Here is a 14,992-nt window from a genome sequence, read left to right as displayed (position 1 = left end):
TTGCAGTCTACATGTTTTGTTCCGGTGCGATTTGATCCCCTTTGATGCGGAAAATCACTTTCACAGATTCCTTGGCGGCTAAGGCATCAGCAGCCAGGGTGTCATAATCGTCATAGGCGGCCATCAGGGAGGTCTCGCAGGCATCAATGGCATCATGCTCCTCATCTACCAGATCGTTATATTCGCGAAAATGATCTGCGGAACAGAGCACACTATGGGCTGACCAGGTAATCCCACCCGTACCGTCGTCTGTGCCTCCATGTTCCAAAAGGTAATCTTCTTTTGCTTCCGGGTCAAGGGACTCATATTCCGAGTTATGTTCCTCATCCGACAATTCACAATCCACATCATGTTCCCAGGTGCCGTCGCTGGCTGGACTGCCATGCTCGTCTAAATAGTCACTGACCGCATCGGCTGCCGCTTCACGCCGGTCTTCCAAACCTCCCGGGCCGTAATATTCATCATATGCCGCTTGATAATAAGGCAAATATGTTTCGCTGATTTCCGTGGATGTATCCGGTGATACAAACGCAGTGCCGGTATCATTGATATAGCATGAGGTATTCCACTGCCAGTAGACAGTCACCGTAACTGAGTCCATACTGCCGGGTGAAAAAAAAGGTTCTCCGTTCGTATGGTCAAAAATACTGAAATACCCATCCTCATCGGTGGTAATGTCCACCGGTCTAAACCAACCGCTGTCATAATCCGGGGGAGAAAAAACTGGGGGAGCCGTATCAACTGCCCCATCATTAATTTCAGCAATAATTTTAAAAACAAAGGGAGCGTAAACAGCGGTACGCACTGTTTTCGCAACAGTCCCTTCGGTCAGCCATAATAAATCGTCGGCATTCATCTGTACATCATAGAGAATAGCTACATCAGAGCCGCCCCCGGTAAAAGTAAAGCTCTTCACCCCAAAGTCCATTGGTTCCACACTCTCGGCGTTAAACAAATCAAAAGTAAATCCTTTATTATAAAACTCACCCGCAGTGTCATCTTCGCCCCGCGCCCCAAAATTCCATTTGGCAATCAAGGCAGTATCTGATCCGGCAAATTCATCGGTAAATCTAGCCAAAGATGATGAGAAAAAAGCTGAGCTTATCAGTACCAAAACAATCAGTATTATCAAAACTCTCCTCAGCTTCATTAATCGCCACCCCATTATTTGCTCACTGTACCACGCACCTTTTTATACAGATCCCCGCCGTTAATATATAAGAGAAGCAGCATCACCAGCACCGCCATACCGGCAGGCTTTTTAAAGAATACAATAGCCACGCCTATTTTGGGAACAGTAAAAAGCACCTTGCCCTCAAACCGATCGGCTGATACCGTGTCATCCACGGTATTGTTGCTGTCCCCTTTTAAAATGAAGAGTCCGTTTTCTTCCCCCACTATGCGGTGGGTAAAAGGGGTCTGCCCCACTAAATAGGTGACAATATCGCCTATTTTATATTTCTCCGCCGCCTGCTCCCAGATTATCACCACATCACCTGGATAAATGGCAGGCTCCATTGATCCGGACATCACGATCAAAGGTGAGATGCCAAACACCTTGGGCACAGGGTTGTGGGTAATCGCCTTATTAATGCCCAAAAACAGGTTTATGAGAATAAAGAGGGATAAAAGGCCAAAAGTAAGGTAAACAAAACCCGTTGTCAGCATCTTTTTGTATTTTGGCAGCAAAGTGTTGGGAGCCTCCTTACTGGATTTGCGCCGTAACCTTAATGGTCAGGCTGTATGAATAATTAGGGTTACCGCCGAAGGCGGCATAATCATTGTCTCTTGCCCCTTCCGGCCAGTACCATTCCAGCGTGTATTTCACGTGGCTCTTTCCTGCCAGTATCGTATCCTGATAAAGCTGCGCCGGGGTACACCAGGTGTTATTGTCTCCTGCTACATATACCCCGTCTGCTTTCAGGCGGTAGCGCATGGGGATTTTGTTGGGTGCCGGGAGTGTATCAATGGGAGTAAAAGTCACATCGTAAAGTGAGGGAGAATCGTTCCCTCTGTTGTCTACCGTAAATTGGTAGCTTCCCTTCATTCCGGGGGCGATACGCTTTCCCGTACCGAAAATATTGACACTTACCGCACTCTCTCTGCCGTACCGGGCAGTGGTAGCCGAGTCAAAAACATCAAAACCGGATGGTGTTGGTTTAGGCTTGTGCGGCTTATTGGATTCTTCCGGTGGTTCTGCAGGCTCCACTGGCTCAACAGGAGGTTCAACCAGGGGTACTTCAGGTTCCTCCTGAGGGATTGACTCAGCCTCCCGATCAGGAGTAATACCCAATTCAACTCTGTCGATACCGGTGATGCCCCCGTCCGGGCCTTTTTTTAGAAACAGGGTAATTTCCAGTACTCTAATATCGACCGCCACCTGAAAAACAAGCGTACCATCGGGAAGGCGAACTAACTCGGCGTCCTTTACCTGAATGGTGCGCTCAATTTCAATATGGCATCTTGCCAGCACATTTCCCGCCTCGTCAAGTACGCTAACGGTATGCGCGCCCGCCTCAACATCTATAAAGAAAAAATATCCCCCTGCATCAGTTCGAGTATAGCGCGGTTCACTCTTAAGCTCGACTATTCCGTTAATATAAGGGGTTCTGTCCGTATAAACAACCCTGCCTTTTAAATCAATGCGCTGCAAAATCGGCACGGGAACCTCTTGGGGAGGAAAAAGAAAGTCGTGTATCCGGTCAAAAAAACCCAGCTCCGGCCTAGCCATATTCACATCGCGGATGGGTGAATTTAAAATAAATACTGCTTCCCCTGAGCCCAGGTCACGGATAATGCCATAGGTGGGCACGGCAATATAGACAATAATGATGGTGGTAATGAGATAGAGCAGAAAATTCTTCCGTTTGTTCTCTCTATTTTCTTGTTTCACTGCCTGATCCAGAAAATCACCCCGGTTTCAAGTTTTGTTTCAGCTGCCTTGGAGAAGCAGCATGCACTATACGGCCTCTCCAAGAGAGCCGCTGGCTCTCCTGTAAACGAAATTAGATTGTTGTAGGTTGTATTTGGTCTGCCTTGACCGAGACATTTAAAACATAGGTGGTACGTGTAGCTCCACCGTCTGCAGAAGTATTTCCAAAGCCTGTGTCAACAGTATCACTTGACCCGAGTCCAGTAGCATAAGATGCGCCCTGTTCTGCAGTGTCAAATGCCCATCTCCACTTAACTACTTGAGTAATTACTGTGGCAGCAGCATCATCTATACCAGATTTTTCAAAGGTAAAGGTATTTCCAGAATGCGCGGTAACTTTTGTGTTAATAGGGTCACCATCACCATCAACTGCTAAATCAACCTTTTCCGCAAAGGCGTTCGCTAAGCCAGTCAACGATACCCATGTGGTACCATTATCTACAGAGTATTCGATCGGCAGATTGTCAGTTGCTACATCTGCGGTTTTGGTAAATCCTACTGTTACTGTTGCATCAACATCTGAGAGAAAAGACATTTTGATAGTAAATTCATCATTCACGCCAGGTGCAATAATGTAATCAACTCCATCAGCCTGATTGATGTGTACATCATACTCGTGTTTGAATAAATCTAATTGCTGTACTGGATCAGCGTCAGGATCTCCGAGTCCGGTCGTTCCTTCATAAGCTTGAAAATCCCATCTCGCCACCAGCGCTGTGTCCTGCCCCGCATACTCGCTGGTATACTTAGCAAACGTCCCAGATATCATCACGGTGGAAACCATGCTGAGCACGAGAAGCAAAAAGGCAATTCTAAAAACCTTGTTTCGCTTAGTCACTTTTTTCATTCCTTTCATAAGATTTTTGTATAGCAACGTTGTTCATGGGCAGAAACCCTTTCTGGGAAATTCGAGAAATGGGTGCTTAACAATACTTTTCCCTTCGCTTCATCCATCACCCCACTCTTAAAATTATTTTTTATGTAATAATCAACTTTCTTATCAATTTTTGTCTATTGATTTAGTTGCCCGCTACTATTACCTCCCTCTTTTGCTGCTTTTAATGCAGCAAGCTCAGCTTCCAGTTCTGCTTCCCGGGTGCTCTTTTTCCTGCTGTGCCTGCTTCTGGAGACAATATCATAGATAATAAACAGGCAGAGGGGCGTCACTACAAAAAGCAGCATGCCGATGGGCGTTTGGAGGAAAAGGGCAAATTGGCCCATACCTGCTGCCCGCCAAAGATATATCCCTTCAATTTTTTCCGGCAAAACTTGTGTTGCATCCATCCCGGTATTGGCATCACCTTTGGTTAAAAAAGACAACCCTCCTTCCGTCTGGATTTCCGTCACCCTGTGAGATACTACAATATCTTGATCTACACGAAAAGAAATCACATCTCCTACCTTAATATTTTCCGGAGCAATTTCTTTTGTGACAATCAGATCACCGGTCATAATCTCCGGTTCCATAGAACCGGATAAGACGATAAACGGTTTATATCCCATAAAATCAGGAACTTTATCGGGATATATGTATGACTTGGCAATAAGCGTTGCATTAATAATGAAAATAAAGGCAAGAACGATACAAATAGCTATACCAAAACCTGTGGATACCTTCCCAAGAAATGATTTTCTTTTGCTTTGTACTTCCATTTTGTGTTTCATATTAGCTTCCATTTGTACTTCCAATTGTAGATGCCTCCTTTTATTTTAATTCCGTCAAGGATGTTGTAATTGAATGACAAATCTCCTTCCTGCAAAGGAAATCTACCCAATAAAAAAACTGCAAAAGATTTTATCCTTCGCAGTCGGACAATCATAGCATAAACTAACGCTTTTAGACTCCTGACTTTGCGCCCCAGCCTTTCAGCTAGTTTGCCAATATTAGAGATATTAAATTATATCAATTATAATTAATTGGGAAATATATTCTGTGCCATGTGTTACATTATATCCTATCTTTGTCATTTTTGGTATACCCTGGGACATGCTGTTCTTCAATTTATTTTTCGTTTATTTAATATTCCGCAAAAAGGATAAATTTCCCTTTCTCAAATACCAAGAACTTTCCGAGTAGTTCAGACAAAAAAAGCGCCTAAGGCGCTTCTTTCAATATGAATCGACGTTTTTCAACTATTCTTCTAAAACTCTTTTCATTATTTGGATAATTTTTTCAGCGCCTTTTCGATCCTTTCTAGTCCTGCATAAATCAAATCTAAAGACGTGGCATAAGATAAGCGGATATATCCTGCTCCCGCACTTCCAAAAGCCGCTCCGTCCAGCACGGCTACGCCTGCCTCATGGAGCAGGTAATGGGCCAATTCACTGCTCTTTAACCCGGTACCCGTAATGTTGGGAAAGGCATAGAAAGCGCCGTCCGGTTTTTTGCAGCTAACTCCTTTCATGGCGTTCAAACCGTCCACAATGACCTCTCGCCGGTGTCTGAATTCCTGCACCATGGCGTCCACCGAATCTTGGGGACCCTTTAAGGCTTCTATGCCGGCAATCTGCACAAAATGGGTGGTGCAGGAATTGGAATTGATCAAGAGCTTTGTCATCTTCTCCGCGATGTCTTCATGCATAATCCCATAGCCGAGGCGCCATCCCGTCATGGCATAGGTCTTGGAAAAGCCGTCGAGAATAATGGTTTTATCCTTCATGCCGGGCAAAGTTGCGATGGATTTTGCCGAACCCTCATAAACAATCCGGCTATAGATTTCATCAGACAGGACAAAGATATCTTTGTCTTTGATCGCTTCGGCAATTTCTTTCAGGTCGTCTGCCGTGAGAAAACTTCCCGTAGGATTTGAGGGAGAATTTAAGATGAGCAGCTTCGTCTTCGGGGTAATTTTAGCAATCAGTTCCCGCACATCAATTCTAAAATCATTTTTTTCTTCCAGATTGATCGGTACAGGTACTCCTCCTACATACCGGATCACCGATTCGTAGGTAGGAAAACCGGGATTGGGGCAAATTACCTCCTCCCCAGGATTGATCAGGACACAGATGGTATAGAAAATAATCGGCTTTCCCCCCGGCGCCACCACCACTTCCTCTTTGGCGGACTTGATCCCCTTATATTTCTCCGTATATGCCACGATAGCTTCCCGGAGGGATACCAGTCCTTGGGATTGGCAATAGGTGGTATATCCTTGGTCCAGGGCGGTTTTTCCTGCTTCCACAATATTTTTTGCCGTGGGAAAATCCGGCTCGCCAATTTCAAAATGAATCACCTTTTTGCCCTGAGCTTCCAGCTTGTTGGCCGCAGCCAGTACCTGAAAGGCAGACTCACCGGCAAGACTGTTCATGCGGTCCGCTAATAAATGCTCGAACATGACCGGTCAACCTCCGCAATCAATTTTTTAAATCATTATTTTCCGTATTTTTCCTGGAAACTGGCCAAACTCTCTTTGGGCATTTTATAGAAATGCTCTTCCGCCGGGAAAGTCCCGCTTTCTACATCCTGAACATACTGGCCCAGGGCGTCCAAAATGATTTTGTTCAGGTCGGCATATTTCTTGACAAACTTGGGGGTGAAAGCGTCGAAGAAGCCCAGCATATCGTGAACAATAAGCAACTGGCCATGGCAGTTGGGGCCTGCCCCAATGCTGATAATGGGAATATTGGCCCTTTCGGTAATAATCTTGGCCACCTCTGGCGGTACCGCTTCCAGCAAGATGCTCACGGCGCCTGCTTCTTCCAAAGCTTTGGCATCGGCAATCAAGGCCTCTGCGGCCCCAATATCCCGGCCCTGGGCTTTAAATCCGCCCAGCATGGCGATGGATTGGGGCGTAAGGCCCAGATGGCCCATGACAGGGATGGTGGCCTTGGTCAGGGCGGCAATGACATCTGCCACATTACGGCCCCCTTCCAATTTCACCGCATCCATACCGGCCTTCATATAAAGGCCTGCATTGCGTACCGCTTCCTCCACACTAACCTGGTAAGACATATAAGGCATATCCCCAATCACGTATGCCGTGGGAGCTCCCCGCCGGACGGCTTTGGCATGCTCCAGCATGATATCCATTTCTACCGGCAAGGTAGAATCGTACCCTAACACAGTCATGCCCAGAGAATCTCCCACCAGAATAATATCGATTCCTGCCCGTTCTTCCAATAGGGCCATGGGATAATCATAACCGGTGATCATGGTAATTTTCTGACCTTTTTCCACTTTGTCCCGTAATGTCTGAATCGTTACTTTATGACGCATCATCTGCCCCCCTATCTTTTCACATCCTTGATATATTGTTTTAGTTCTGATTCCACCTGAGGCGGCAATGCGGGCGGCGTAAAATTTCGCACCCGGGCCTGCCAGATTTCGTGAGCCGCTTCCGGGTAAGTCTTTTTCTTTTTCACCCAGCTGTCCCAGTTGCCCCGGTCCGACAGAGCAGGCCGGGAAAAAACATGGCGGAAATTTAACAGGGTGTCCGGCTGATCCAGGTAATGGCCTGTGGAACCGACTGTGCTGAGTAAATCCACCGCCCCCCCGGGCAGTGCACCTATCCCCCGGCAGATATGGAGCATCCGCCCCCAGATCTCTTCATCCATTACCCATTTCTCATAGCTGATACTGAGGAAGGATTCCATAATCCCCAGGGCATGGAGCACGAAATCAACGTTATTGGCCATGGTAAACAACAAGTTTGTCGTCGCCTCAATGCCCGCCTGGGCATCCACCTCTTTGGCATCGGTGAGCCCGCCGCCGCTCCGGTAAGGTACGCCGTAAAACCTGGCCAGCTGGGCGCAGGCAGTAGAGAGCAGAGCATATTCCGGCGCGCCGATGCAGAGGTTCATGGTAAGCATATCCGTAATGGTAGAGGTATTCCCGTAAACCACCGGTGTTCCCGGATGAATCAGCTGGGCCAGGAGCATTCCGCTGATCACTTCCGCGTTATTCTGCACCAATGTGGATGCCAAAGTGGTGGGAGAAGTGAACCCGGCCATGGAACAGCAGGCGATCACCAAAGGCTGCCCTTTACCGGCATAGGCCCAAATCGCCTCCAGCATTCTTTCATCCCAGGCCAAGGGAGAAAGGCTGTTGACAATACCGATCACGTAATGGGCGCCCTGATCCCCGGCGGCAATTCTCGCCATCTGGATACTGTCCTCAGATATTTTAGCCCCGAGAGATAACCCAATGATGGGCTTATCGCTCATTTTGACGGTCTCCCACAACTGGGTCAGGTGCTGGTTTTCCGGTGCCAAGTCGGCCGGCGTAAGGATCCCGGCCGTAGCAACCCCAATATAGTCACTTAATTGGGATAAGGCCAAGAGATTTTGTAAATCTTTTAATCCTCCGGGGCGTCTCCCTTTTTCCAGATCGGAAACAAACACGGCGCCGGCCGCCGGGCCTAAGACAGGTTGATATTCTTCACCTATTTGAATATTCCGGACCGGATTACGACCGGCCACAGAAAAGGACCTGGGCGCCTTTTTGAGAAACTCGGCGACCAGCGTTTCCGGAATGCGCACCGTCTCCCCCTCCACCAAAGCACCGTATTGCTGAAATAATCTCCGGGACGGGGTATGGTGGATGGCAACACCTTTTTTCTCAAGCAGATCCAGCGTCGCCTGATGGATCTCCCCAAGCTGTTCTTGTGTTAAAGCTTCTACCTTCATGCGCACAATTATTCACTCCTCGCTATGATCCATCCTTTGGCTTTCTCCACAGCACGTTTCCATTCCCCATACAATTGGCCCATTTTTTTCTCATCCGCCTGGGGCAGATAGCGCTTGGCGAGCAGGCACTTTTCCGCTATTTCTTGCCGGCTGGTCCAAAAACCGGTAGCCAGACCGGCTAAGTAGGCGGCACCCAGAGCGGTCGTCTCCGCAACAACCGGTCTTTCCACCGGCACCCCCAGAAGATCGGACTGAAACTGCATGAGAAAGTCGTTTTGCACCGCTCCTCCGTCTACTCTCAGGCTCTTTATTTCCATCCCCGACTCTTCCGCCATCAACTCCAGCACATCCCGGGTCTGGTACGCAATAGATTCCAGGGTGGCCCGCACAATATGCTCTTTTGAGGTGCCTCGGGTCATGCCCACAATGGTGCCCCGGGCATACATGTCCCAATAAGGGGCCCCCAGCCCGGCGAAGGCCGGTACCAGGTAGACGCCGCCGGTATCTTCCACCGCCTGGGCCATCTGTTCCGTCTGGGCCGCATGCTGGATCAGGCCCAGTTGATCCCGGAGCCACTGTACTGCTGCTCCGGCCATAAAAATGCTGCCTTCCAGGGCATATTCCACGTGATGATCCAGGCCCCAGGCAATGGTCGTCAAAAGCCCGTGATCGGAAGAAAAGGCTTTTTCTCCCGTATTCATCAGCATAAAACAGCCCGTGCCATAGGTATTTTTCGCCATCCCGGTCTCGAAACAGGTCTGTCCGAACAAGGCTGCCTGCTGGTCCCCGGCCACTCCGGCAATGGGAATTTCCGCGCCGAACAGCTTCCGGTCGGTGTATCCGTACACTGTACTGGAAGGCAGGACCTGGGGCAGCATCGCCTCAGGAATATCCAACCGGTCCAGAATTTCTTGATCCCACACCAGATCATGAATGTTAAAAAGCATGGTCCGGGAAGCATTGGAAAAATCCGTCGCATGTACTTTGCCGCCGGAAAGATGCCAGATGAGCCATGAATCCACCGTGCCAAAGAGGATATCCCCGGCCGCCGCCTTTTCTCTCAAACCGGGAACATGGTCCATGATCCATTTAATTTTGGTGCCGGAAAAATAGGCATCTAAGACCAGCCCGGTTTTTTTCCGGATGGAAGCGGTCCAGCCTTCTTCCCGCAAGGTCTCACAAAAAGGAGCCGTCCGGCGGCACTGCCAGACAATGGCGTGATGCACCGGTTCTCCGGTATGCTTATCCCACAGGATGGTAGTTTCCCGCTGATTGGTTACCCCAATGGCGGCGAGATCATTGGGAAGTACATAATTTTCGGAGAGAACTCTCCTGGCCACCTGCATTTGACTTTGCCAAATTTCCTTTGGGTCATGCTCGACCCACCCGGGTTGGGGATAAATCTGCTTAAATTCTTGCCCGGCGATTCCTTTAATTTGTCCGTTCCAGTCAAAAAGTATGGCCCGGGAACTGGTCGTTCCCTGGTCTAAAGCCAGCACATACCGCTTTTTCAAGCCCACATCCCCCCTAGCTCCACTTTTTTTACTTCCACCCTTGCGCCGCAAGGATTTTGTCTATTGGGTGGCGCCGAACCCGGGTATTCGGTACCCGGATCCCGAAAAGTACTTAGGTTTTTTTACACCTGTGCCAAGGCTTGCTCCAAATCCAAAATGATATCTTCCGCATCCTCGATGCCGACAGACATGCGCACGGAACCGTCCTGAATCCCGGCTTTGATCCTTTCTTCCCGGCTCACATACCAGTGGGTCATGGAAGCAGGATGCTGAATCAATGTGTCCACATCGCCCAGGCTCACCGCCAAGCGGCAGAACTTCAGGCTGTTCATAAAGGTAACGCCTGCCTCCAGGCCGCCTTTCAACTCAAAGGTGATCATGCCGCCAAAATCGTTCATCTGACGCTTTGCCAGCTCATGCTGGGGATGGGAAGGCAGCCCGGGGTAATACACCCGGTCCACTTTGGGGTGGGCTTCCAGATATTTGGCTACGGCCATGGCATTGGCGCAATGTTTTTGCACCCGGACTTCCAAGGTCTTGAGACCCCGGATCAGCAAAAAAGCATCCAGGGGCATAATCACGCCGCCCATATTTTTGTAGGTATCATCCCGAATAAAATTAATTAATTCTTTTTTGCCACACAGGATTCCTCCCATCACGTCGCCGTGGCCGCCGATAAATTTGGTGGCACTGTGCATCACCACATCGATGCCCAAATCCAAGGGCCGCTGAATAATGGGAGAGGCAAAGGTGCTGTCGATCACCGAAAGCAAGTGATGGGCTTTGGCGATCTCGGCAATCGCCTTGATATCCACCACCTTGACCGTGGGATTTGCGGGGGACTCAAAATAAATCATCTTGGTATGGGGCCGGATCGCCGGTTCCACATTTTCCACCACAGAGGTATCGATAAAGGTGGCTTCTACCCCGAACTTGGCTAAAAGATTGTCAAAAAGGTAGCGGGTGGCGCTGTAGGAAGTGTCGTCAACCACCACATGATCGCCTTGCTTCAGTTGGGAAAAGAGCAGGGCGCTGATGGCGGCAACCCCGGTGGTAAAAGCCAGGGCCTCTTCCGCCCCTTCCAGGGCAGCCATTTTTTCTTCCAATATGGCAATGGTGGGGTTGCCTAACCGGGTATAGCAGTACCCGTTGTAAATGCTTTCACACTTTTTTGCCCCGTCTTCCACGTCCCGGAACTGGTAATTTGTCGTTTGGTAAATAGGCGCCGCAATAGCGCCGGTGATCGGCTCAGGATTCTGGCCGGCCCGCACCGAAAGGGTCCCATAATGTATCTTTTTATCTTTATCAGGCATTGTAACCTTCAGTCCCTTCTGCTATCTGATTCTTCCTTCGGCTTTATTTAACACTTGATCAATGACTTTATTTACTTCCGGAGCGACTTGCTGGGGTTTATGATTCTCCAAAATATACTGGATGCGGGCTTTCGTGCGCTGCCCCATGGTGGTACCGCCGTTGGCGATCCAGGCCTCATAGGTATTGCGGTCGGTAAGATCCGGCTTCCAATTTTCTCTGAAGTGATTAAAGGTATGCTCATCACCCAGGAAATGTCCCCCCGGGCCAATGCGGCGCACCGCATCAAGGGCAAGATACTCTTTATTCACCTGGATTCCCTGCTGCAACCGCCTCACTTGACCGATGAACTCGTTGCACATGACGAGCAGATCAAAGGAATAGGTTAAGCCAAATTCCAGGTAACCCACATCGTGGGTGAGGTTGGTCCCGCATAAAGCGGCCATCATAATATAATTTGTCGCTTCCATCACGGCCTGCTCATCAGGAACTTTCGCAGCGCTGCATCCGGCAAATCCCCAGGAAGGAAGCTGATAATAACGGGCCATATCACAAATACCGGCTTGTTCTACCATGGCTTCCGGGGCAGAGTAAGTAGGCTGCATGCTGACTAAATCCATAGGTGACATGCCCGCCCCAAATACAAAGGGAGCACCAGGATTTTTTAACTGGTGGATTACCAGTCCGGTAAGAATTTCCGCATTGGCCTGAGCAACCGCACCCGCCATGGTAATGGGTCCTGTAGCCCCGGCCATCATCCCCGGAGCATAGTTGGTGGGATATCGGTGCTCAGCCATATACAACAGTTTCTCCAGGGCCGTCGTTGAGTGCTGCAAGGGTGAACTAGGTTCATCATAAAGCACAAAAATGGGTTTTCTGCTCAGAACTTCCCGGCCCCCTACTGCAGCAGCCGCCATTTCCGCAATATCGTCAAGGGATTCTTTGTCCGCCGCCGTGATAGTCTGAGGTTTGGTGCTGTTCCGGATCATCACGGCGTATTCATGCTGGTAGGACACTTCTTTTTTTACATCGGAAATTAAGCCCATGGACATGGTAAAATCAATATGAGGCAGATAATCACAAAGGGTGACTGCATTTTCCACATCTTTATATAAAAATCTCCGTTTTTCTCCGGTAAAGCTGTCTAAAATACTGGGGCAGTCGGAGCCTGTGCCGAAATACGATTTGTAGCCTTCCAGAAACATGGCAGGTTTCCCATTACGGTCATAGACCACCACCCGGGAGGGAGCTGTGCGAATCGCCCATTCCACTAAAGAAGTAGGCAAATAGACCCGGTTCCCGTTTTCCACATAAGCTCCTGCTTTTTTCAAAAGAGCAATCGCTTCATCATGGTGCACGATGGTGCCAATATCTTCAAGAATGGTTAAACTTGTGGAATGCACTTCCTGTGCCTCTTCCGGCGTTAAAACCTGGTACTTGGTGGCATTAAATGTTCTTACATCATCTGTCATTCTCTCATCCTCCTTCATAATAAAAGCGTCCATAACTCAGATCCCAGAAATAAGGATATAAATGAAATATGCAATAATCATGCCATTTCCTACAAAATCAACAAAAGTCTCTCGAGCCCAGATTTTTTGGCGGCCTGAGGCCAAAAGCAAATCTATTCCGGATCCACTCCAGGTAAGCCGAATGCAATATATTATTGCGCATATCAAATTTCTTAAGATTTTTCTTTGTGCAATTATTTATTGCATGCAATAAGATATTTTTTGCGCACACTTTGCTTTTTGCCGTATTTAAAAAGAGCCCCAATGAAGGGGCTCGAAAAGCAGGCCAAATTATAATTCACTTGTGGTTAAACTTCAGCCGCCGTATTCTCCGACGCATGCTTCTTGGAAGTCAGGGCAGGCAGCGCCTCTGATTTAATGGGCGTGCCGTCCGCCATATAGTCGTCCTTGAACACATCGTACTTTTTCGGATTAGCGGCCATTTTAAGCAGGCTTACGGTCATAATTAATTCCAGGATCAAGGCAGGACCGCCGCCCAGGTTGGAAAGCATCTTGATGCCGTCAACTCCTGCCGTAGAAATCATAATCCAGGCCACCGCGCCGAGAATCGCTCCCCAGAACACTTTTATGAGCATAGAAGGTTCCGGGCTTTCCGGCGATATGCCTGTGGTACTTAAGCCGCCCAGAGCCGTGGTATTGGCATCGGCTCCCGTGACATAGGAGAGGAACATGGTGAATATAAAGATGGGAATAGTTAGAACGGCAATAGGATATTTGGCCAGGAAGGCATACACGGCAAACTCCGGTCCATTGGCCATAGCATCGGCAATGCCTGCTCCGGCTAATTGGAGATTGATGGCAGCGCCGCCGAACACCATCATCCAGAAGATGGTGAATACAGCAGGAAGGAGGAAGGTCACCACTAAAGTTTTACGGATGGTGTGCCCGTACGAGATCCTGCCCAGGAACATGCCGGTAACGGGAGACCAGGCCAGCCAGTTGCACCAGTAGAAAATGGTCCACCAGCCTCCCCAGGGGTCGTTTGCCGCCGCCCCGGTGAACAAGCTCTTGGTGAAAAAGTTCCTCATGAAATCCCCGAAGGCTTCCGTACCTAAATTGAGCATATAGGCTGCAGGGCCAAAGATAAATACAAATACAGTGAGACCGATAAAAATAATGGTATTGATTTCAGAAAGCTTTTTGATCCCGTTGAACAACCCTGTGATGGAAGAAATAACAAAGGTGGCAATCACTGCAATGTCAACAACCAACCAGAGGAATGCTCCCGTTTGTACACCCGTGAGATAATTAATACCTCCGGATATGGCCAGAACCGCCGTACCGAGAGAAGCGGCCATACCTGCTACGAGAGCGTAGGCACAGACGGCATCGATCCCTTGTCCCCAGGCGCCGATGGCCTTTTCGCCAAACACGGGATAAAGGGCGGAGCCAAGGGAAAAAGGTTTCTTCATGTTATAATAGGCAAAAGCAAATGTCACGGTGACGATGGCATAAATCGCCAGGGGTGAAAAAGTCCAGTGGAGGAACAAGGTAGACATAGCAAAAATAGCCGCTTGGGGGCTGTTCGGCTCAATACCCAGTGACTCGGGAGGTGCCGTGAGGTGGTACATGGGCTCGGAAGTCGCCCAAAACAAGATACCAATGGCAATAATGGTGGTCAACGTGATGGAAAAAAACCGGACACTGTCGAATAAGGGTACGGCTTTGGAGCCTCCGATTCTCACATCACCGAATCGGGAGAACATAACATAAATAATGACGGCAAGCATAACCAATACGCCCAGGTCAAAAGCCCAGGCAAAATTACCCATCAGCCAGCTGTTGGCCCCATTGATCATGGCACTGAAAGCATCCTTGTTGACCAAGTTCAAAATCACTGCCGCTACAAAAAGAATTACCGGTGGCCAAAATGCAATTGGTCTAAGATTCTTCATCATTCATCCTCCTCTTTTTTTCTTTATCCCATAGTATGCCCTTACTACCCTGGAGACAATTACACCTCCTTGCCAAGAGTCTCATCTGCTTTTTTAAAATCATGCAAATTTTATGCCAAGCGAAAAAGCCAGCAAAACCGTCTAATTTTAGGGGAGATAAAAATAAAAATTCCTCTGATCCCA

General features: G+C 48.7%; 12 protein-coding genes and 1 riboswitch. All 12 genes read right to left on the bottom strand.

Going from position 1 to position 14,992, the window contains the following annotated elements:
* Nucleotides 1-7 precede the first annotated feature (7 nt).
* Nucleotides 8-1,150, bottom strand: a complete 1,143-nt coding sequence (locus DCMF_RS00265; RefSeq protein WP_148132573.1) for a hypothetical protein — start codon at nucleotides 1,148-1,150, stop codon at nucleotides 8-10.
* 14 nt (nucleotides 1,151-1,164) lie between these two features.
* The gene (locus tag DCMF_RS00260) at nucleotides 1,165-1,689 is read right to left on the bottom strand and encodes a signal peptidase I (protein ID WP_148132572.1); all 525 of its coding nucleotides are present in this window, start codon (nucleotides 1,687-1,689) and stop codon (nucleotides 1,165-1,167) included.
* A gap of 16 nt (nucleotides 1,690-1,705) precedes the next feature.
* Nucleotides 1,706-2,893, bottom strand: coding sequence for a carboxypeptidase-like regulatory domain-containing protein (locus tag DCMF_RS00255; RefSeq protein WP_148132571.1), 1,188 nt, complete (start codon nucleotides 2,891-2,893; stop codon nucleotides 1,706-1,708).
* Nucleotides 2,894-3,005: 112 nt separating this feature from the next.
* Nucleotides 3,006-3,770 (bottom strand): hypothetical protein, encoded by a 765-nt coding sequence (locus DCMF_RS00250; protein ID WP_214658984.1) that lies wholly within the window; start codon nucleotides 3,768-3,770, stop codon nucleotides 3,006-3,008.
* A 173-nt stretch (nucleotides 3,771-3,943) separates the two neighbouring features.
* The gene (locus tag DCMF_RS00245) at nucleotides 3,944-4,621 is read right to left on the bottom strand and encodes a signal peptidase I (RefSeq protein ID WP_236860150.1); all 678 of its coding nucleotides are present in this window, start codon (nucleotides 4,619-4,621) and stop codon (nucleotides 3,944-3,946) included.
* 111 nt (nucleotides 4,622-4,732) lie between these two features.
* Nucleotides 4,733-4,822: riboswitch (cyclic di-GMP riboswitch) on the bottom strand.
* Between the two features lie 266 nt (nucleotides 4,823-5,088).
* A complete protein-coding gene (locus tag DCMF_RS00240; protein WP_148132569.1) occupies nucleotides 5,089-6,267 on the bottom strand; it encodes a pyridoxal phosphate-dependent aminotransferase in 1,179 nt (392 codons plus the stop codon).
* Nucleotides 6,268-6,302: 35 nt separating this feature from the next.
* On the bottom strand, nucleotides 6,303-7,148 hold the full coding sequence (gene panB / locus DCMF_RS00235; RefSeq protein ID WP_148137675.1) for a 3-methyl-2-oxobutanoate hydroxymethyltransferase: 846 nt from the start codon (nucleotides 7,146-7,148) through the stop codon (nucleotides 6,303-6,305).
* Between the two features lie 11 nt (nucleotides 7,149-7,159).
* Entirely contained in the window at nucleotides 7,160-8,557 is a 1,398-nt protein-coding gene (locus tag DCMF_RS00230) for a trimethylamine methyltransferase family protein (RefSeq protein ID WP_236860288.1), read from the bottom strand.
* An 8-nt stretch (nucleotides 8,558-8,565) separates the two neighbouring features.
* Nucleotides 8,566-10,071: a glycerol kinase GlpK gene (gene glpK, locus DCMF_RS00225; RefSeq protein WP_148132567.1), complete on the bottom strand. Its 1,506-nt coding sequence runs from the start codon at nucleotides 10,069-10,071 to the stop codon at nucleotides 8,566-8,568.
* 122 nt (nucleotides 10,072-10,193) lie between these two features.
* A complete protein-coding gene (locus tag DCMF_RS00220; protein WP_148132566.1) occupies nucleotides 10,194-11,384 on the bottom strand; it encodes a trans-sulfuration enzyme family protein in 1,191 nt (396 codons plus the stop codon).
* Between the two features lie 21 nt (nucleotides 11,385-11,405).
* Nucleotides 11,406-12,854, bottom strand: a complete 1,449-nt coding sequence (locus DCMF_RS00215; protein WP_148132565.1) for a trimethylamine methyltransferase family protein — start codon at nucleotides 12,852-12,854, stop codon at nucleotides 11,406-11,408.
* A gap of 347 nt (nucleotides 12,855-13,201) precedes the next feature.
* The gene (locus DCMF_RS00210; protein ID WP_236860149.1) at nucleotides 13,202-14,812 is read right to left on the bottom strand and encodes a BCCT family transporter; all 1,611 of its coding nucleotides are present in this window, start codon (nucleotides 14,810-14,812) and stop codon (nucleotides 13,202-13,204) included.
* Nucleotides 14,813-14,992 lie beyond the last annotated feature (180 nt).

This window comes from Candidatus Formimonas warabiya, assembly GCF_002777255.1.
GTDB lineage: Bacteria > Bacillota > Dehalobacteriia > Dehalobacteriales > Dehalobacteriaceae > Formimonas > Formimonas warabiya.
The sequence above is the reverse complement of the archived record's forward strand: the minus strand, read 5'-3'. Positions and strand labels throughout refer to the sequence as shown.

Coding starts and splice junctions, on each gene's coding strand:
- DCMF_RS00265 (WP_148132573.1), bottom strand. CDS start 1,150: ATGAAGCTGAGGAGAGTTTTGATAATACTGATTGTTTTGGTACTGATA.
- DCMF_RS00240 (WP_148132569.1), bottom strand. CDS start 6,267: ATGTTCGAGCATTTATTAGCGGACCGCATGAACAGTCTTGCCGGTGAG.
- panB (WP_148137675.1), bottom strand. CDS start 7,148: ATGCGTCATAAAGTAACGATTCAGACATTACGGGACAAAGTGGAAAAA.
- DCMF_RS00230 (WP_236860288.1), bottom strand. CDS start 8,557: ATGAAGGTAGAAGCTTTAACACAAGAACAGCTTGGGGAGATCCATCAG.
- DCMF_RS00220 (WP_148132566.1), bottom strand. CDS start 11,384: ATGCCTGATAAAGATAAAAAGATACATTATGGGACCCTTTCGGTGCGG.
- DCMF_RS00215 (WP_148132565.1), bottom strand. CDS start 12,854: ATGACAGATGATGTAAGAACATTTAATGCCACCAAGTACCAGGTTTTA.
- DCMF_RS00210 (WP_236860149.1), bottom strand. CDS start 14,812: ATGATGAAGAATCTTAGACCAATTGCATTTTGGCCACCGGTAATTCTT.